The following is an 18,535-nucleotide window of genomic DNA, read 5'->3' on the forward strand; positions in this document are numbered from 1 at the left end:
GTGAAGGTCGGAATCGTCGGAGCCACCGGGCAGGTCGGCACGGTCATGCGCAAGATCCTTGCCGAGCGGAAGTTCCCGGTCGACGAGCTCAGGCTCTTCGCCTCCGCCCGTTCGGCGGGCTCCACCATCGCGTGGGAGGGGCGCGAGATCACGGTCGAGGACGCCGCCACGGCGGACTACACCGGACTCGACATCGTCCTGTTCTCGGCCGGCGGCGCGACCTCCAAGGCGCTCGCCGAGAAGGTCGCCTCGCAGGGCGCGGTCGTGATCGACAACTCCTCGGCCTGGCGCCGCGACCCCGAGGTGCCGCTCGTGGTCTCCGAGGTGAACCCGCACGCGATCAAGGACCGCCCCAAGGGGATCATCGCCAACCCGAACTGCACCACGATGGCCGCGATGCCGGTCCTCAAGCCGCTGCACCAGGAGGCCGGCCTCCTCTCGATGGTCGCGACCACCTACCAGGCCGTCTCCGGGTCCGGTCTCGCGGGCGTCGCGGAGCTGGACGACCAGGTCAAGGCGGTCGCCGACCGTGCCACCGAGCTGACGCACGACGGCGAGGCCGTCGTCTTCCCCGAGCCGGGCGTCTACAAGCGCACCATCGCCTTCAACGTCCTCCCGCTCGCCGGAAACCTCGTGGACGACGGCTCCCACGAGACCGACGAGGAGCAGAAGCTCCGCAACGAGTCCCGCAAGATCCTGGAGATCCCGGAGCTCAAGGTCTCGGGCACCTGTGTGCGCGTGCCGGTCTTCTCCGGCCACTCGCTGCAGGTCAACGTGCGCTTCGAGCGTCCGATCGGCGTGGAGCGCGCGTACGAGCTGCTGAAGGACGCGCCGGGCGTGGAGCTCTCCGAGATCCCGACCCCGCTCCAGGCGGCCGGCAAGGACGCCTCGTACGTGGGCCGCATCCGCGTGGACGAGACGGTGGACAACGGCCTGGCGCTGTTCGTGTCCAACGACAACCTGCGCAAGGGCGCGGCGCTGAACGCGGTGCAGATCGCGGAGCTGGTCGCTGACGAGCTGCGCGGCTGAGGACCCTGATCGAAGCCGAGGGGGCGATCACCGAGAGGTGATCGCCCCCTTGTGCATGCCCTGGCAGGCCGCCGCCGTGGCGTCCCTCGCCGGCCCTGGGCACGCGCGGATCCAAAGATCGCCCCGGGCGGCCGGCACGCCTCGCGGCCGTGCGGTGACCGGGGCCGATTCTCCCGGGCGGAGCCCCGTCGGCGCGTGGAAGGATGGCCGCAAACATCGCAGACCGAGGAGATGACCGGGTGCCTGGCACAAACCTGACCCGTGAAGAGGCGCAGCAGCGGGCGCGCCTGCTCACCGTTGACTCGTACGAGATCGATCTCGATCTCTCCGGAGCGCAGGACGGCGGGACCTACCGGTCCGAGACCACCGTGCGCTTCGCGTCCGCCGAGGACGGTGCGCAGACGTTCATCGACCTGGTCGCCCCAGCCGTGCACGAGGTCGTGCTGAACGGGAAGTCGCTCGACGTCGCCGCGGTCTTCCGGGACTCGCGGATCACGCTGAAGCACCTGCGGGCGGGCGACAACGAGCTGAGGGTCGTCGCCGACTGCTCCTACACCAACACGGGCGAGGGCCTGCACCGCTTCGTCGACCCCGTCGACGAGCAGGCCTACCTCTACACCCAGTTCGAGGTGCCGGACGCGCGCCGCGTCTTCGCGAGCTTCGAGCAGCCCGACCTCAAGGCGACCTTCCGGTTCACCGTGAAGGCGCCCGAGGGCTGGACGGTGATCTCCAACTCGCCGACGCCGGAGCCGCAGGACAACATCTGGCGCTTCGAGCCGACGCCGCGCATCTCGACGTACATCACGGCCCTGATCGCCGGCCCGTACCACAGCGTGCACAGCTCGTACGAGAAGGACGGGCAGTCCGTCCCGCTCGGCATCTACTGCCGCCCCTCGCTGGCCGAGTTCCTGGACGCGGACGCGATCTTCGAGGTCACGCGGCAGGGCTTCGACTGGTTCCAGGAGAAGTTCGACTACGCCTACCCGTTCGCGAAGTACGACCAGCTCTTCGTGCCGGAGTTCAACGCGGGCGCGATGGAGAACGCGGGCGCGGTGACCATCCGCGACCAGTACGTGTTCCGTTCCAAGGTGACGGACGCCGCGTACGAGGTGCGGGCGGAGACGATCCTGCACGAGCTCGCCCACATGTGGTTCGGCGACCTCGTCACCATGGAGTGGTGGAACGACCTCTGGCTGAACGAGTCGTTCGCCACCTACACCTCGATCGCGTGCCAGGCGTACGCCCCGGGCTCGAAGTGGCCGCACTCGTGGACCACGTTCGCCAACTCGATGAAGACCTGGGCGTACCGGCAGGACCAGCTGCCGTCGACGCATCCGATCATGGCCGAGATCCGCGACCTCGACGACGTTCTCGTGAACTTCGACGGCATCACGTACGCCAAGGGCGCGTCGGTTCTCAAGCAGCTCGTGGCCTACGTCGGCATGGACGAGTTCTTCCGCGGCGTGCAGGCGTACTTCAAGACGCACGCCTTCGGCAACACGCGCCTTTCGGACCTGCTGGACGCCTTGGAGGAGACCAGCGGCCGTGACCTGAGGACCTGGTCGAAGGCGTGGCTGGAGACGGCCGGCATCAACATCCTGCGTCCGGAGATCACCACCGACGACGACGGCACGGTCACCGCGTTCGCGGTGCGGCAGGAGGCCCCGGCGCTTCCCACGGGAGCCAAGGGGGAGCCGGTCCTGCGGCCGCACCGGATCGCGATCGGCCTCTACGACCTGGACGGGTCCGGCAAGCTGGTGCGCACCGACCGCGTCGAGCTGGACGTCGAGGACGGACTGACCGAGGTGCCGGAGCTGGTGGGCAGGACCCGCCCCGCCGTCGTCCTGCTCAACGACGACGACCTGTCGTACGCGAAGGTCCGCCTCGACGAGGAGTCCCTGCGGAACGTCACCCGGCACCTGGGCGACTTCACCGAGTCCCTGCCGCGCGCGCTGTGCTGGGCCTCGGCCTGGGACATGACCCGCGACGGCGAGCTCGCCACCCGCGACTACCTGGCGCTGGTCCTGTCCGGGATCGGCAAGGAGTCCGACATCGGTGTGGTCCAGTCGCTGCACCGCCAGGTCAAGCTGGCCATCGACCTGTACGCGGCGCCGCAGTGGCGCGAGACCGGCCTGACCCAGTGGACGGACGCGACGCTGGCGCACCTGCGGTCGGCGGCACCGGGCAGCGACCACCAGCTGGCCTGGGCGCGGGCGTTCGCCGCGACCGCGCGCACGCCGCAGCAGCTGGACCTGCTCCAGGCGCTGCTCGACGGCACCGAGACGATCGAGGGCCTGGTCGTCGACACGGAGCTGCGCTGGGCGTTCGTGGAGCGGCTGGCGGCGACGGGCGTCTTCGACGAGGACGAGATCGCCGGCGAGTACGAGCGGGACAGGACCGCGGCCGGTGAGCGGCACGCGGCCACCGCGCGAGCCGCGCGTCCTACGCCGGAGGCCAAGGCGCAGGCGTGGGCTTCGGTCGTCGAGTCCGCCGCGTCCGACGCGAAGACGGCGCTGCCGAACGCCGTGCAGGAGGCCGTGATCGGCGGTTTCGTCCAGACCGACCAGCGCGAATTGCTCGCTCCCTACACCGAGAAGTACTTCGCGGCGGTCAAGGGCGTGTGGGAGACCCGCAGCCACGAGATGGCGCAGCAGGTCGCCGTCGGTCTCTACCCCTCGCTCCAGGTCTCGCAGGAGACCCTGGACGCCACCGACTCCTGGCTGAAGGAGGCCGAGCCCAACGCGGCGCTGCGCAGGCTCGTCTCGGAGTCGCGTGCGGGCGTCGAGCGTGCGCTGAAGGCGCAGGCGGTGGACGCGGCAGCGGAGTGACACAGGAGGAATAAGAACCTCCGCAAGTGGCGGCGCGCCGGGGCCCGTTGGGCCCGGCGCGCCTCTTTGTTTTTCGGCCGTCGACAACGCGCCAGAGCAGAACCCCTGAGTCAACGACCTTGCTCCGACCGGGATATGCTCCCGCCCGTCGTTTCATGTGATCTTTCCCGTTCGATTCTGAGGATGCTGATGGTTCGACAGGGAACGTCGACCGGAAGTCCGCGGCCGAGGGCGAGCCTCGTCTGGCAGCTGCCCGTCGCCGTGACCGCCGTGGCCGCGATCGCGGCCGCGTTCCTGGTCTCCGCGTCGGCTCGCACCCCCGTACTGATCGTCTCCGCCGTGGCCGTCGCCATGGTCGCCGTCGCCTGCGCCGTGGTGGCGCGCCGGAACAGGCTGGTGGCCGAGCTGCGCGAGCGGGTCGCGGCTCAGGACGCGCTGCTCGCCCGTCGCGCGGCCGAGACCGGCCGCCTCGCGGGCGAGCTGCTGCCGCAGGTGGTCGAGGCCCTGCGCAAGGGCGGCTTCCCCGAGGACGTGCTCGCCGCCGTCGACGCACCGGCCGAGCACCACGCGGTGCTCCGCTCCGTCGTCGACGCGGTCAGCGCCGAGGAGGACCTGCGCGAGTCCGCGCAGCGCGCCTTCGTGAACATCGCCCGTCGCGTTCAGGCCATCGTCCACCAGCAGGCCCAGGAACTACGGGAGATGGAGGACCGGCACGGCGGCAGCCCCGAGGTCTTCGGCGACCTGCTGCGCATCGACCACGGCACCGCGCTGATCGGCCGGCTCGCCGACTCCATCGCCGTCCTCGGCGGTGCCCGCCCGGGCCGCCAGTGGAGCAAGGCCGTCCCGCTCTACAGCGTGATGCGCGGCGCCATGTCCCGGATCATCGACTACCAGCGAGTGGAACTGCACTCGGTCTCCGAGGTCGCCGTCGTCGGCACCGCCGTCGAACCGCTGATCCACGCCCTGTCCGAGCTGCTGGACAACGCCACCCGCTACTCGCCGCCGCAGACCAAGGTCCATCTGACCGCGGTGGACGTGCAGTCGGGCATCGCGGTCGAGATCGAGGACGGCGGCGTCAGCATGAGCGAGGAGGCGCGCAGGCGCGCCGAGCGGATGCTGCGCCAGGCTCAGCAGGGCATCGATGTCAACGACCTGGGGGAGACCCCGCGCCTGGGCCTCGCCGTGGTCGGCCGGCTCTCTCAGGCGTACGGCTTCCAGGTGTCGCTGCGCTCCTCCGCGTACGGCGGTGTGCGCGCCGTCCTCGTCGTCCCCCAGGCCCTGATCACCACGTCCGCTTCGGCGACCGGTCTGGCGCACGGCATCGGCGCCGCCTCCGGCCCCCGCCCCACCGGCTCCGACACCCACGAGCGGCTGCCGCGGCCGGTCACCGGCCCCACGGCCCCGCTGCCCGCGGAGGACGCACCGCAGGTGACCGAGCGGACCGCGAACGGCCTCCCCCAGCGGCGCCGCAAGAACCGGGTGACCGCTCCCGCCGTCCCCGCTGCCGGGGCGACGGCCCCGGCGGCTCCCGCGAACCAGCCGGACGACGCGGCGGACGCCGCACCGGCGGTGCAGCCCGGCATGTGGCTGACCGCCTTCCAGAGCGGCCTGTCCGGCGAGACCCCCCCGACGAACAACGGAAACGAGCAGCCATGATTCAGCGGCAGTCCCACCAGAGCAACATGGACTGGATGCTCAAGGACCTGGCAGAGGGCGTACCGCAGACCCGAAACGTCGTCGTGCTGTCCGCCGACGGACTGCGCATGGCGCAGTACGGCGCGGACACGGACACGGCCGACCGTCTGGCCGCCGCCTGCGCCGGACTGCAGAGCCTCGCGGCCGCGGTCGCCTCCGAACTCCCGCACGGCGACGGCCGGATGAGGCTCGTCGTCATCGAGATGAACGGCGGGTTCTTCTACCTGATGGCGGCCGGCGCGGGCGCCTACCTCGCGGTGCTCGCCGACGAGGGCGTGGACGCGGGGCTGATGGGCCAGCGCATGCGGGACCTCGTGCTGCGGATCGGAGAGCACCTGAGCACGCCGCCGCGGCACGAGGGGCACACCGCGTGAGCGAAGCGGACGAGGACTGGGAGCCGAGCAGTCCGGAGCGGCTGTACGTCATCACGGGCGGCCGCAGCGGATCCTTCGCGCCCACCGCCTTGGACCTGGTCACACTGATCGTGGCCAGGTCGGGCCCCAAACCCGGAATGCAGCCGGAGCACGCGGCCATCATCCGCATCTGCCAGGCGCCGCTCTCGGTGGCCGAGATATCCGCCTACCTGGGCCTGCCGGTGAGTGTGATCACCGTGCTGCTCAGCGATCTGTTGGCCGAGGACAAGGTGCTGGCACGCGCACCCGTCCGGGCCGCCCACCTCCCCGACCGCGCTTTGATTGAGGCAGTGATCGATGGACTTCAGAAGCTCTGAGCAGGCTCTCGGCCCGCGGAGCGAGGACGTGCTGCCGACGACCGCCACGGCCGCCGTCAAGGTGGTCATCGTGGGCGGCTTCGGTGTCGGCAAGACGACCCTGGTCGGTTCGGTCAGCGAGATCAGGCCGCTGACGACCGAGGAGACGATGACGCAGGCCGGGGTCGGCGTGGACGACACCCAGGGCGTGGAACGCAAGACGTCGACCACGGTCGCGATGGACTTCGGCCGCATCAGCATCAACGAGGAACTGGTGCTGTACCTGTTCGGCACCCCCGGTCAGGAGCGTTTCTGGTTCCTGTGGCGCGGGCTGTTCGAGGGCGCGCTCGGCGCGGTGGTGCTGGTCGACACCCGACGGCTGGAGGTCAGCTTCGACGTCATCGGGCGGCTGGAGGAGCGCGGCGTCCCGTTCGTGGTCGCGGTCAACTCCTTCCCGGACGCCCCGGGCTACCCAGTGGAGGAGCTGCGCGCCGCGCTGGACCTGCCCGAATCGGTGCCGATCGTGCTGTGCGACGCGCGGCAGCGCGCGTCCAGCCGGGACGTCCTGATGGCCCTGATGCATTACCTGCAGTCCTTGGCCCAGGCCCCGGCGGCGTCGTGACCGGTCCCCGGCCCCCTGCGGCCGGGGTCCGCGAAAGGCCGCCCGCGGGCGGCCGCCGGTGGTGGGGTTCACGCACCGGTTCCAGCCACCGATGGACCGTTGCGCTCCGGTATGCCGGGGATTCGCCCCGTTGGATCAGCCAATCCGGCTGAGTACGATGCGTCTCGATGATCACTTCGAGGTGCAAGTTGCGCGTGTGACAACGGAGTTGACGTGCCGCACCCGCATCGAGAGGCAGGCCGCAGTGGAATCCGAGCTGACCGTTCCACCGATCTTCTCGCCCATTCCACCGGCGATACACCCCAGGCACGCGGACATAGACGTCCAGACCGCGGCCTGGGCCGAGACGTACCGCATCGGCTCCGAGGCGCTGCGCGCCAAGCTGGTGGTGCAGGACATCGGCACGTTCTCGGCGCGGATCCTGCCCGAGGGCCGCGAGGAGGTCGTCTCGCTCCTCGCGGACTTCGTCCTGTGGCTCTTCGGAGTGGACGACGGCCACTGCGAGGAGGGCGAACTGGGCCACCGGCCCGGGGACCTGGCCGGCCTGCTGCACCGCCTGATCCGGGTGGCGCAGAACCCCGAGGCGCCGATGATGCAGGACGACCCGCTGGCCGCGGGGTTGCGGGACCTGCGGATGCGCGTCGACCGGTACGGCACCGCGGGCCAGACCGCCCGCTGGGTGGACGCCCTGCGCGAATACTTCTTCTCGGTGGTGTGGGAGGCGGCCCACCGCCGGGCCGGCACCGTGCCCGACCTCAACGACTACACCCTGATGCGGCTGTACGACGGCGCGACCTCGGTCGTGCTGCCCATGCTGGAGATGGGCTACGGCTACGAGCTCCAGCCCCACGAGCGAGACCGCACCGCCGTGCGCGCCGCGGCCGAAATGGCGTCGTTCGTCATCACCTGGGACAACGACATCTTCTCCCACCACAAGGAGCACAAGGCCCCCGGCTACTACCTCAACGCCCTGCGCGTGCTGGAGCATCAGGGCATGAGCACCGAACAGGCGCTCACCACCGCGATAGCCCAGCGGGACCGGGTGATGTGCCTGTACACCCGCCTGAGCGAGCAGTTGTCCGAGCAGGGCAGCCCCCAGTTGCGCCAGTACCTGCGCAGCCTGTCGCACTTCATACGCGGAGCCCAGGACTGGGGCATCAGCTCCGTGCGCTACACCACCCCCGACGACCCGGCGAACCTGCCGCCCGTCTTCAGCGGCACCCCGACGGACGACCGCCACGAGCCGCTGGGCATCCCCGCCATCGCCTGGTGGTGGGACCTCGTGCCCGGCCCCGTCCGCACCGTGCACGGGCGGCACGCCGCGCACACCGCCTAGAGCCGCGCCGGTGGGTGGCCAGGTGCGAAGGAAGTGGCCTCGGCGGTGGCGCATCCGGGCCGCATACCGATGATCGTGACGCCACGGGACGCGTAGTGGGCCGGGGCTCAGCCCGCCCGTGACGGCTCACGCAGGGCCGACAGTACCCGCGCGATGCCCGGGGACGTCTCCGAGCCGCGCCGTACCGCCGCCAGGACGTGACGGCGCGGCTGGTCACGCTCCAGCACGCGCATCGCCACGCCGCGCCGGCGCTCCGCGGCCGCCATCCGCGGGACCAGCGCGACGCCCATCCCGGCCTCGACCATCGCGAGGATGGCGGTCCAGCCCGCCGCGCTGTGCGCCTGTTCGGGAACGAAACCGGCGCTCTCGCAGGCCGCGAGTGTGATCTCCGACCAGGGGCCGCTGCCACCGAAGATCCAGGGCTCGTCCGACAGGTCGGCCAGCCGCAGCCCGTCACGCTCCACGAGCGGGTGGTCCGCCGGCAGCGCCACGTCCAGCGGGTCCGCGAGCAGCGGCACCAGGGCGAACCGGGGATCGCGGGCCGTCGGGGCCTGGGCGGCCAGCGAGAGCGCCAGGTCCACCCGGCCCGAGGACAGCAGGTCGTACGCCTCGGCCGCCTCCGCCTCCCTGACGCGTACCTCCAGACCCGGATGCGCGGCCCGCAGCCGCCGCACGGCGGGCACGACCAGCGCGGGCACGGCGGTCGAGAACGCCCCGACGCGCACCGTGCCCGTCTCGCCCCGCAGATACCCCGCCAGTTCGGCGTCCGCGCGCTCCAACTGCGCGAACACCGACTCCGTGTGACGCAGCACCAGGTGGGCCGCGTCGGTGAGCCGGACCCGGCGGCCGTGCGCCTCGAGGAGCGTGACGCCGAGCTGCGACGCCAGGTTCGACAGCTGCTGCGAGACGGCAGAGGGCGTCATCAGCAGCGCCTCGGCCGTCGCCGTCACGGTCCCCCGCTCACTGAGCGTGCGCAGGATCCGCAGCTTCCTGATGTCCCACTCCCGCGTACCGGTCATGTCGGCACGCTATCCGGACCGGGTGCGGCCATCACCCGCCGGTTGCAGCACGCCCCCGCCCCTGCGGTCACTCGGCGGCATCGCGCCTTTCGCCGCCGCCAGCATCACTCCGCCGAGGATCAGCGCCATGCTCACGAACTGCGCCGGCCCCATCGACTCGCCCAGCACGGCGTACGACAGCAACGCCACGCACACGGGCTGCAGGTAGTAGACGGCTCCCGCGCGGGAGGCGCCGATCAGGGCGACGGCGCGGTTCCAGGCGAAGAAGGCGACCGCCGAGGAGAAGACGCCGACGTACACCAGCGGGCCCACCGTTCCCGCTGTCGGGGCGAAGCCGCCCTGGAGGGCGAGGCTGACCGCGAAGACGGGCGCCAGCAGCAGCGCGCCCAGCACGAACGTGACGAAGAGCAGGACCCGCCCGTCGATCCCGGCGGGACGCCGTCGCAGCAGCGCGCTGTACGAGGCGAAGCTGAGCGCCGCGGCGAACATCCAGAGGTCTCCTGCGGAGAAGTCCGCCGACAGGGAGCCGTCGCCGACCAGCAGCAGCACTCCCCCGCAGGCGACCAGCATCCCCGTGGCGCGGCGCGCGCCGAGCCGTGCCCCGCCCAGCCTCTCGTACAGCGCCATCACCACGGGCGATGCGGCCATGATCAGGCCCATGTTGCCGGCGGACGTGGTGAGCCCGGCCTGGTTGACGAGGGTGTTGTAGACGGTGACACCGAGCAGGGAGGCGGCGAGCAGGAAGGGCATACGGCGGCGGATCAGCGCGCGCTGCCGCCATGCGGCACGCACCGCGAAGGGCGCCACCGCGACGACGGCCACGATCCAGCGCCAGAAGGCGGCCTGCACCGGCGGCACCGAGTCGTGCAGGGCCCGTGACGTGACGAAGCTGCCGGACCAGACGACCGTCGCCACCGCCGCCAGCAGCAGCCCCGGCGCCGCGCCGCGTCCCGCCCGTCGTGCGGCGGTCGTCCTGCTGGTGGTGCGGGCGTGCTCCGGGGCCTTCACCGTCATCCTGTGCCTTCCTGCCGGGCTGGTGGGTGCGTCCACCGTCACCCGGGAAGACTCCTCAGGTCCATCGAATACTTACGACGATTCTTTTCAGCAGATCTGAACAATCGAGCCCCGGGCACGACGAAGGCGCCCCGGACACGTCGTGTCCGGGGCGCCTCGAAGGCTGGGTCAGCGCGGCGTCAGCTCTGCTTCCGGGACTTGTCGAACACCATCACCAGGCCGGCGATCACCACGAACAGGGCGATCGGCGCCACGACGTACAGGCCGAGGGTCTCGACCACGCTCAGGCCGGGACCCGGGTCGTCGCCGTCGTCCGGGGTGAGCGCAAGCGCGGGGGACGACATCAGCAGCATCATCAGCGTCGTACCGGCTGCGACGGCGCCGGCGCGCAAGGCGTTCTTCTTGTCCACGGTGCAAACGTAGCGAACGCCTTTCAGGGCCGCGCGCCCGGGGGTGCCGTACGGGACGCAGAGCCGGTCGCCCGGGATGCCGTACGGGACGCAGAGCCGGTCGCCCGGGATGCCGTACGGGACGCAGAGCCGGTCGCCCGGGGTGCCGTGCGCGAGGCGCCGGCGTTCTCCGCGGGGGCGAAGACCGTCATCAGCCGGTTCAGGCGGGGCGAGGCGGCGAGGTCCTCCAGGGACGTCGGCCGGCCCTCGCCGTCCGCGACGGGAAGGCGCCAGTTCGGGTACTCGTCCCAGGTGCCCGGCAGGTTCTGCGGGCGGAGGTCGCCGACCGCGTCCGGCAGCCAGACCCCGACCATGCGCGCCGGCGTGCGCAGCAGGAAGCGGTAGACCGCCCGGATGCCGGCCTCCTCGTCACCCGCGCCCTCGGGCAGCAGGCCGAGGCCCTCCAGCAGGCCCAGCCATTCCCGTACGTCGGCCGCGTCATCGGTCCGCTCCTGTTCGAGGCCACCGGTCAGCAGGCCGAGCCGGTGGCGCAGCTCCACGTGGCCGCCGCTGAGCCGGGCCGCGGTGGACGGCAGGTCGTGGGTGGTGGCGGTGGCGACGCATCCCTCCCGCCACCGCTCCGGCGGCAGCGGCCTGCCGTCGCCCGCCCAGTCCCGCTCGAACCAGAGCACGGAGGTACCCAGCACGCCGCGGTCAGCGAGCGCCTCGCGCACGCCCGGCTCGACTGTGCCGAGGTCCTCTCCCACGACGACGGCGCCCGCGCGGTGCGCCTCCAGGACGAGGACCGCCAGCATCGCCTCGGCGTCGTAGCGGACGTACGTGCCCTCGGTGGGCGGGGCGCCCTGCGGCACCCACCACAGCCGGAACAGACCCATCACATGGTCGATGCGCAGCGCGCCCGCGTTGCGCAGGATGCCCCGCAGCAGACCGCGGTAGGGCGCGAACCCGGTGGCGGCCAGCGCGTCGGGGCGCCAGGGCGGCAGACCCCAGTCCTGGCCGCGGGCGTTGAACGCGTCCGGCGGGGCGCCGACCGACATCCCGGCCGCGAAGACGTCCTGCTGGGCCCACGCGTCGGCGCCGCCGGGGTGCACTCCGACGGCCAGGTCGTGCACGACGCCGACGCCCATGCCCGCCTCGCGCGCCGCCCGGCCCGCGGCGGCCAGCTGGGTGTCGGTCAGCCACACGAGGCGGCTGTGGAAGTCGACCCGGTCCATCAGCTCGCTCCGCGCCCGCGCGGTCGCGGGGGAACGGGGGTCGCGCAGCTCGGCCGGCCAGCTGTGCCACACGGAGCCGTGCACCTCGGCGAGCGCGCACCAGGTCGCGTGGTCCTCCAGGGCCGGGCCCTGCTCGGCGAGGAAGGCGCAGTAGGCGGCGTGGCGGCCGGGCGTCAGCGGGACGGTGTGCAGGATCTCCAGGGCCTCGCGCTTCAGCTCCCACACGGCGTCCCGGTCGATCAGCGCGCCCTTGGCGAGGACGGACTCCCGCAGCTCGGCACCCTTGTCCCGCAGCTCCTCCAGCCGTGCGCGCCGCGTGTGGTCCGCGTACGCGTACTCCGGGACGTCCTCGACACGCAGGTGGACGGGGTCGGGGAAGCGGCGCGACGAGGGGCGGTACGGGGAGGGGTCGGCGGGGGCGCCCGGCACCGAGGCGTGCAGCGGATTCACCTGGACGAAGGACGCGCCCAGCGCGCGGCCGGACCAGGTGGCGAGCTCGGCGAGGTCCCCCAGATCCCCCATGCCCCAGGAACGCGCCGACAGCAGGGAGTACAGCTGCACCAGGAAGCCGTACGACCGGCCCTCGGGCCGGGGCGCCTCCCGGGGCGCCACGACGAGGGTCGCGGCGGCGGTGCGGCCGTCGGGGGTCTCGGCGCAGAGCCGGTGGACGCCGTGCGGCATCCGGTCCCAGCCGCCGGGCCGTCCCGCCCCGGGGACGATCTCGGCGCCGTCCTCGGTCTCGACGCGCAGCCGGGTGCCGCCGGGCAGGCCGTCGAGCGCGGACGGCGGCTGCGTCCGCGCGCCGTCCTGCCAGACGACGACCGTCTGCGGCAGCAGTCGCGCCGCAGCGGCGCGGTCCGCACGGTCCAGGGCGGCGCTGACCGCCCGCGGGGTGGACGCGTCGACGCCGAGCGCGGCGAGGACGGCGACGACCGTGGTGTCGGGGACCGCCACGGTCACGCCCTCGGAGGGCTGGAAGGCGGTGGCGACTCCATGCAGCGCGGCGAGCCGGGCAAGGCCCATGCGGACTCCTTCAGACCCCTGGTGACTCCGTGCCGCCCGCCGTGCCGTGGGCGGTCGGCTCGCTGGTCAGGGGCGCGATGTCGGCGAGCGGGGGCTCGCTGGTGAGAGGGGCGGCGTGAGCGAGCGGGGGCTCGCTCGTGAGCGGCACGTCGTGGGCGAGCGGGGGCTCGCCGGTGAGCTGTACCTCGTGAGTGAGCGGGCAGCCTGCCGGGTCATGTGCCGACTGCGCCGGGACCTGTTTGGACAGGGCGGAGAGCAGCAGGTGCGCGGATGCGGCCACGGTAAATCACTCCAAGCGGGCGTGAACGGTCGTGAGCGGGTCACAGCAGCCCTACCCCGTGGGCACGACCGCAGACGTAAACGATCGGCCAACGTGTTCCGCGTCACATGGTGTTGCCCTTCCGGCGGTCGGCCACGGCGGCGCGCCGATCCGCTCCGGAGGTCTGCCGACCCGCCCCCGGTCGCCCACCGCACCAGGCAAAAGGCACACAACGGCCAGGCACATTGACACTCTCGCGGTGGGGTGGTGGGCTCGAACCGACCGGAACGGCAGGGGAGAACGAGGGGAGACCGGCGTGCGGCTCGGGGGCGGAAGACGTACAGCGGCGGCCGTCGCCGTCGCCGTCATCGGCGGCCTGCTGGGCGGGGCGCCGGGGGCCGTCGCGGCCCCCGCGGAGCCCGGCGCACCGGCGGGCTCCGCGCAGGATCCCGAGGGCGCCGCGACGGCGCCCTCCGTGTGGCCGCGCCCCCAGTCGCTGCGGCCCACGGGCGGCTCCGTCCCGCTCGGCGACGAGGCGACCGTCGTCGCGGACCCGGCCGCCGACCCGTACGCGGTCACGCTGGTGAAGGACCTGCTGCGCGAGGCCGGGGTGCGTACCGTGCACACCGCACTGCCCGGCCGCGGGCCGGTGTTCCGGATCGGAGGGCCTGGCGCGCACGAGGCGCTGCGCGCCCTGCGCGCGGCGGAGCGCGCCGACCTGCCGACGGGCGGCTACCGCCTGGCGGTGGGGCGTACCGGCGGTCGCGACACGGTCGCCCTCGACGGCGTGGGCGGCGACGGCCTGTTCCACGGGGTCCAGACGCTGCGGCAGCTCCTGACGGACGGCCGCGTCGCGGGCGTCGTCGTGCGCGACTGGCCCGCAACGGCCGTGCGGGGCACGACGGAGGGCTTCTACGGCCGGCCCTGGTCCCACGAACAGCGGCTCGCGCAGCTCGACTTCATGGGGCGCACCAAGCAGAACCGCTACCTGTACGCCCCCGGTGACGACCCCTACCGGCAGTCGATGTGGCGTGAGCCGTACCCGGCGGCGCAGCGCGCCGAGTTCCGGGAACTGGCCGAGCGGGCGCGCCGCAACCACGTCACCCTCGCCTGGGCCGTCGCGCCCGCGCAGTCCATGTGCCTGGCCGACGACAAGGACGTACGGGCGCTGACCCGCAAGATCGACGCGATGTGGGCGCTCGGGGTGCGCGCCTTCCAGCTGCAGTTCCAGGACGTGAGCTACAGCGAATGGCACTGCGAGAAGGACGCGGAGACGTACGGGTCGGGGCCCGAGGCAGCGGCGAAGGCCCAGGCACGGGTCGCGGACGCCGTCTCCCGGCACCTGGCCGACCGCCACCCGGGCGCCGAGGCGCTGTCGGTGATGCCGACCGAGTTCTACCAGGAGGGGGCCACGGAGTACCGCGCGGCGCTCGCGAGGGAGCTCGACGCGGCGGTGGGCGTGGCGTGGACCGGTGTCGGCGTCGTGCCGCGCACCATCACGGGACGTGAACTGGCGGGCGCGCGCGAGGCGTTCGACCATCCCCTGGTCACGATGGACAACTACCCGGTCAACGACTACGCGCAGGACCGGATCTTCCTCGGTCCGTACACCGGCCGGGAGCCCGCGGTCGCGACCGGCTCGGCGGCTCTGCTGACCAACGCAATGGAGCAGGCGTCCGCCTCCCGCATCCCGCTGTTCACCGCGGCCGACTACGCCTGGAACCCCAAGGGCTACCGCCCCGAGCAGTCCTGGCAGGCCGCGCTGGACGACCTCGCGGGCGGTGACCCGCGCACGCGGGAGGCGCTGGCGGCCCTGGCCGGGAACGACTCCTCGTCGATACTCAGCCCCGAGAACGAGTCGGCGTACCTGCGGCCGCTGATGGACGCGTTCTGGCACTCGCGCACCACGACGGACGCCGGGGCGCGGGACCGGGCGGCGGCCGCACTGCGTTCGGCGTTCACGGTCATGCGCCGCTCGCCCGAGCGCCTCGAGCACACGGCCGACGGGCGGCTGGCCCATGAAGTGCGGCCGTGGCTGGACCAGTTGGCCCGTTACGGCCGGGCCGGCGAGCTGGCGGTCGACATGCTCCAGGCCCAGGCGCGCGGGGACGGGCAGGCGGCCTGGCGGGCGTCTCTCGGCTTGGAGGCGCGCCAGCGGGAACTGCGGGCGAGCAGGGCCACCGTCGGCAAGGGTGTGCTCGGCCCGTTCCTCGACCGCGTGGTGAAGGAGTCGCGGGCGTGGACGGGCGCCGACCGGGCCCGGGAGGGCGAGGACACCGTCCGCCTGGAGCGGCCGCGCCCGCTGACGGCGGTCACGGCGATGACCGAGCCCACCGCCTCCCCGCGCGGGCGTCTCGAGGTGCACGTGCCCGGCGAGGGCTGGCGTGCGCTGGCGCCGCTGTCGGCCGGGGGCTGGACGCAGACGGACGCGAGGGGCGTGAAGGTCGACGCGCTGCGGGTGTCGCCTGACGGGGACGAGCCGGTCCCGGTCCGTTCGGTGGTGCCGTGGTTCGCGGACGAGCCCGCGGCCGGACTCGACCTCGTCCGCAGCCAGACCAGCGCCGAGATCGGCGGTGCTCCGCAGCGCGCCGGGGTGCGCCTGACGGCGCAGCGGCCCGGTGAGGTGCGCGGCGCTCTCACCGCGAAGGCGCCGGCGGGCATCGAGGTGAAGGTGCCCAAGGAGACGACGGTGCCTCGCGGGCTGCGGACCACGGTCCCGGTGGAGGTCACGGTTCCCGAGGACACGCCGGCGGGCGAGTACCAGGTCCCGCTGTCGTTCGCGGGGCAGGAGAGCACGCTGACGGTGCGGGCCTTCCCGAGGACGGGCACCACGGACCTCGCGCGCACCCCCGGCGTGCGCGTCTCCTCGTCCGGCGACGAGACCGCGGACTACCCGGCATCGGCCGCCGTCGACGGCGACCCGCGCAGCCGCTGGTCCTCGACGCCGGGTCCGACGGCCTGGTGGCAGCTGGAGCTGCCGCGGCCGGAGCGGGTGGGCCTGGTGGTGCTGCACTGGCAGGAGGCGTACGCGACGAGGTACCGCATCCAGGTCTCGCCGGACGGCCGGGTCTGGCGCACGGCGGCGACGGTCACGGACGGCAGGGGCGGTCGCGAGGCGGTCCGCATGGACGCCAGGGACACCCGCTTCGTGCGGGTGCAGGGCGACGAGCGGGTCACCGAGTTCGGGTACTCGCTGTTCTCGGTGGAGACCTACGCGGTCGCGGAGTGACGCGCCTGCGCGGTCCCGGAGCGACTCGGAGTGCACGCCGGCTCGGTCGCGGAGTGCGCGCCGGCGCGGAGTCACAGGCGGCCGGCGGCCCGGGCGCGCGGCGCCCTCCCCGCTCGTGCGGGGAGGGCGGGCACAAAAAATGGCCTGCGGTCGTCAGGCGGAAATGCCGTCGATCCGGGCCATCGCGTCGTCCGCGCCGTACGGCTGCAGGTAGGGCAACCAGCGCGGGTCCCGGTGCCCGGTCCCGATGATGCGCCAGGCCAGTCCGCTCGGCGGCGCGGGCTGGTGGCGCAGGCGCCAGCCCAGTTCGCGCAGGTGCCGGTCGGCCTTGACGTGGTTGCAGCGGCGACAGGCCGCCACCACGTTGTCCCAGGCGTGCTGTCCCCCGCGACTGCGCGGAACGACATGGTCGACGCTGGTTGCGACGCCACCGCAGTACATACAGCGCCCGCCGTCGCGGGCGAAGAGCGCTTTGCGGGTGAGAGGAACGGGCCCCCGGTAAGGGACCCGCACGAACCGTTTGAGCCGCACCACACTGGGAGCGGCGACGACACGGGTCGCGCTGTGCATGAAGGCGCCGGACTCCTCGAGGCAGGTTGCCTTGTTCTCCAGGACGAGGACGAGCGCGCGGCGGAGCGGTACGACGCCGAGCGGCTCGTACGACGCGTTGAGGACCAGGACATGCGGCACGGTGGATGCCTCCTTGTACGCCGGCGGCGCGTGGCTCGCGCCGGGACGATCTGTCTTCAGTTTGTCCTCATGGCCGGTCCCGGCGCCACCACGTGCACGTAACGGGCTGGAGGTGTTTTCCGCCACAGGCCTCGGGACGTTCCTCCCCTTTTCTTCCCCCGGGTGAGCCTTGTCTCTCCCCCGGCCGACCACGCGGTGGCAGCCTTCGTCCCCCGTTAGGGTGGTTGGTCTCATCGCACGCCTGGAGGTTCTCCCCCGTGACCGCGTTCTGGTCCGCCGTCCGCGCGGACGCCGATCCCGCGCCCGCACCCGTCACGCTCGACGAGGCCGCCAAGCAGGCGGGCGACGCCGCCGGCTGGGTCGAGGAGAACTGGTCGACCTGGCTGAACACCGGGCTGCGCATCGCGCTGATCCTCGTCGTGGCGCTGGTCCTGCGCATGCTCGTCCGCCGGGCCCTGACCAAGCTCATAGAGCGGATGAACCGCTCCGCGCAGGCGGTGGAGGGCACGACGCTCGGCGGTCTGCTGGTCAACGCGGAGCGGCGCCGGCAGCGCTCGGAGGCCATCGGCTCGGTGCTCCGCTCGATCGCGTCGTTCGTCATCCTCGGCACCGCGTTCCTGATGATCCTCGGAGCGTTCCAGATCGACCTCGCGCCGCTGCTCGCCTCCGCCGGTGTCGCCGGTGTCGCGATCGGTTTCGGCGCGCGCAACCTCGTCACCGACTTCCTCTCCGGCGTCTTCATGATCATGGAGGACCAGTACGGCGTCGGTGACTCGGTCGACGCGGGCGTCGCCTCCGGCGAGGTGATCGAGGTCGGCCTGCGCGTCACGAAGCTGCGCGGCGACAACGGTGAGATCTGGTACGTCCGCAACGGCGAGATCAAGCGGATCGGCAACCTCAGCCAGGGCTGGGCGACCGCCGGCGTCGACGTCACCGTCCGCTCGTCCGAGGACCTGGACCGGGTCAAGGCCGTGATCGGGGAGGTGGCGGAGGACCTCGCCAAGGACGAGCCGTGGAACGAGCAGCTCTGGGGTCCGGTCGAGGTGCTGGGCCTGACCGAGGTGCTGCTGGAGTCCATGACCTTCCGCGTGTCGGCGAAGACGATGCCGGGCAAGTCGCTCGGTGTGGAGCGCGAGCTGCGCTGGCGGATCAAGCGGGCCTTCGACGCCGCTGACATCCGGATCGTCGGCGGTCTCCCGCAGCAGGCGACGGAGGCGGCCGCCGACCCGGCCGCCGGTATGGCGGCGCCGTCCGCCTACGCGTCGACGACGTCGCCGCAGTCCCTGGCCGCGTCCCCGATCCAGCCGCCCGCCAACTTGTCGAAGTAACCGCCCGCCGGGCCTCCGAAGGCCCGGCGGGCACCGCTCTCAGCGCCCCCTGGGCGACCGCTTCCCTCGCCCAGGGGGCGTCTGCCATTGACGACCCGCTGACGGGCGGCTTATTTTCCTCGACAGGACA

General features: G+C 72.6%; 15 protein-coding genes. 9 read left to right on the plus strand and 6 right to left on the minus strand.

Features of this window, described 5'->3' with window-relative positions; genetic code table 11:
- The 7 genes from AB0K02_RS02620 to AB0K02_RS02650 all read left to right on the plus strand — a co-directional run bounded on the left by AB0K02_RS02620 (nt 1) and on the right by AB0K02_RS02650 (nt 8,219).
- Nucleotides 1-1,029 carry an aspartate-semialdehyde dehydrogenase gene (locus AB0K02_RS02620; protein WP_365990486.1) on the plus strand — a complete coding sequence of 343 codons (1,029 nt, stop codon included), beginning with the start codon at nt 1-3 and terminating at the stop codon, nt 1,027-1,029.
- Nucleotides 1,030-1,268: 239 nt separating this feature from the next.
- Complete coding sequence (pepN, locus tag AB0K02_RS02625; protein ID WP_365990487.1) at nt 1,269-3,857, plus strand: aminopeptidase N; 2,589 nt, start codon at nt 1,269-1,271, stop codon at nt 3,855-3,857.
- Nucleotides 3,858-4,046: 189 nt separating this feature from the next.
- Nucleotides 4,047-5,513 (plus strand): ATP-binding protein, encoded by a 1,467-nt coding sequence (locus AB0K02_RS02630; protein ID WP_365990488.1) that lies wholly within the window; start codon nt 4,047-4,049, stop codon nt 5,511-5,513.
- On the plus strand, nt 5,510-5,926 hold the full coding sequence (locus AB0K02_RS02635) for a roadblock/LC7 domain-containing protein (RefSeq protein WP_365990489.1): 417 nt from the start codon (nt 5,510-5,512) through the stop codon (nt 5,924-5,926). Before AB0K02_RS02630 ends, AB0K02_RS02635 begins: the two co-directional genes overlap by 4 nt.
- Nucleotides 5,923-6,282, plus strand: coding sequence for a DUF742 domain-containing protein (locus AB0K02_RS02640; protein ID WP_177150866.1), 360 nt, complete (start codon nt 5,923-5,925; stop codon nt 6,280-6,282). Before AB0K02_RS02635 ends, AB0K02_RS02640 begins: the two co-directional genes overlap by 4 nt.
- Complete coding sequence (locus tag AB0K02_RS02645) at nt 6,263-6,883, plus strand: ATP/GTP-binding protein (protein ID WP_365990490.1); 621 nt, start codon at nt 6,263-6,265, stop codon at nt 6,881-6,883. Before AB0K02_RS02640 ends, AB0K02_RS02645 begins: the two co-directional genes overlap by 20 nt.
- Before the next feature lie 244 nt (nt 6,884-7,127).
- A complete protein-coding gene (locus tag AB0K02_RS02650; RefSeq protein WP_365990738.1) occupies nt 7,128-8,219 on the plus strand; it encodes a selina-4(15),7(11)-diene synthase in 1,092 nt (363 codons plus the stop codon).
- Nucleotides 8,220-8,326: 107 nt separating this feature from the next.
- Here the strand turns inward: AB0K02_RS02650 and AB0K02_RS02655 are convergent, their stop codons facing one another.
- The 5 genes from AB0K02_RS02655 to AB0K02_RS02675 all read right to left on the minus strand — a co-directional run bounded on the left by AB0K02_RS02655 (nt 8,327) and on the right by AB0K02_RS02675 (nt 13,179).
- Nucleotides 8,327-9,238, minus strand: a complete 912-nt coding sequence (locus AB0K02_RS02655; RefSeq protein WP_365990491.1) for a LysR family transcriptional regulator — start codon at nt 9,236-9,238, stop codon at nt 8,327-8,329.
- A 9-nt stretch (nt 9,239-9,247) separates the two neighbouring features.
- Nucleotides 9,248-10,252: a DMT family transporter gene (locus AB0K02_RS02660; RefSeq protein WP_365990492.1), complete on the minus strand. Its 1,005-nt coding sequence runs from the start codon at nt 10,250-10,252 to the stop codon at nt 9,248-9,250.
- A 179-nt stretch (nt 10,253-10,431) separates the two neighbouring features.
- Nucleotides 10,432-10,662, minus strand: a complete 231-nt coding sequence (locus AB0K02_RS02665; RefSeq protein WP_365990493.1) for a hypothetical protein — start codon at nt 10,660-10,662, stop codon at nt 10,432-10,434.
- A gap of 23 nt (nt 10,663-10,685) precedes the next feature.
- On the minus strand, nt 10,686-12,899 hold the full coding sequence (gene malQ, locus AB0K02_RS02670) for a 4-alpha-glucanotransferase (protein WP_365990494.1): 2,214 nt from the start codon (nt 12,897-12,899) through the stop codon (nt 10,686-10,688).
- A gap of 10 nt (nt 12,900-12,909) precedes the next feature.
- Complete coding sequence (locus tag AB0K02_RS02675) at nt 12,910-13,179, minus strand: hypothetical protein (protein WP_365990495.1); 270 nt, start codon at nt 13,177-13,179, stop codon at nt 12,910-12,912.
- Nucleotides 13,180-13,474: 295 nt separating this feature from the next.
- Between AB0K02_RS02675 and AB0K02_RS02680 the strand changes: the two genes are divergently transcribed.
- Entirely contained in the window at nt 13,475-16,387 is a 2,913-nt protein-coding gene (locus tag AB0K02_RS02680) for a beta-N-acetylglucosaminidase domain-containing protein (RefSeq protein WP_365990496.1), read from the plus strand.
- 153 nt (nt 16,388-16,540) lie between these two features.
- Here the strand turns inward: AB0K02_RS02680 and AB0K02_RS02685 are convergent, their stop codons facing one another.
- On the minus strand, nt 16,541-17,077 hold the full coding sequence (locus tag AB0K02_RS02685) for an HNH endonuclease (protein ID WP_177150873.1): 537 nt from the start codon (nt 17,075-17,077) through the stop codon (nt 16,541-16,543).
- A 257-nt stretch (nt 17,078-17,334) separates the two neighbouring features.
- Here AB0K02_RS02685 and AB0K02_RS02690 point away from each other — a divergent pair, with 257 nt between their 5' ends.
- Nucleotides 17,335-18,405: a mechanosensitive ion channel family protein gene (locus AB0K02_RS02690; protein ID WP_365990497.1), complete on the plus strand. Its 1,071-nt coding sequence runs from the start codon at nt 17,335-17,337 to the stop codon at nt 18,403-18,405.
- Nucleotides 18,406-18,535 lie beyond the last annotated feature (130 nt).

The sequence above is a fragment of the Streptomyces sp. NPDC049597 genome (assembly GCF_040675505.1).
In the GTDB taxonomy this organism is placed as follows: Bacteria; Actinomycetota; Actinomycetes; order Streptomycetales; family Streptomycetaceae; genus Streptomyces.

Bases quoted from the DNA above. Each gene is read 5' to 3' on its own strand.
- AB0K02_RS02630 (WP_365990488.1), top strand. From the start codon at position 4,047: ATGGTTCGACAGGGAACGTCGACCGGAAGTCCGCGGCCGAGGGCGAGC.
- AB0K02_RS02635 (WP_365990489.1), top strand. From the start codon at position 5,510: ATGATTCAGCGGCAGTCCCACCAGAGCAACATGGACTGGATGCTCAAG.
- AB0K02_RS02645 (WP_365990490.1), top strand. From the start codon at position 6,263: ATGGACTTCAGAAGCTCTGAGCAGGCTCTCGGCCCGCGGAGCGAGGAC.
- AB0K02_RS02655 (WP_365990491.1), bottom strand. From the start codon at position 9,238: ATGACCGGTACGCGGGAGTGGGACATCAGGAAGCTGCGGATCCTGCGC.
- AB0K02_RS02660 (WP_365990492.1), bottom strand. From the start codon at position 10,252: ATGACGGTGAAGGCCCCGGAGCACGCCCGCACCACCAGCAGGACGACC.
- malQ (WP_365990494.1), bottom strand. From the start codon at position 12,899: ATGGGCCTTGCCCGGCTCGCCGCGCTGCATGGAGTCGCCACCGCCTTC.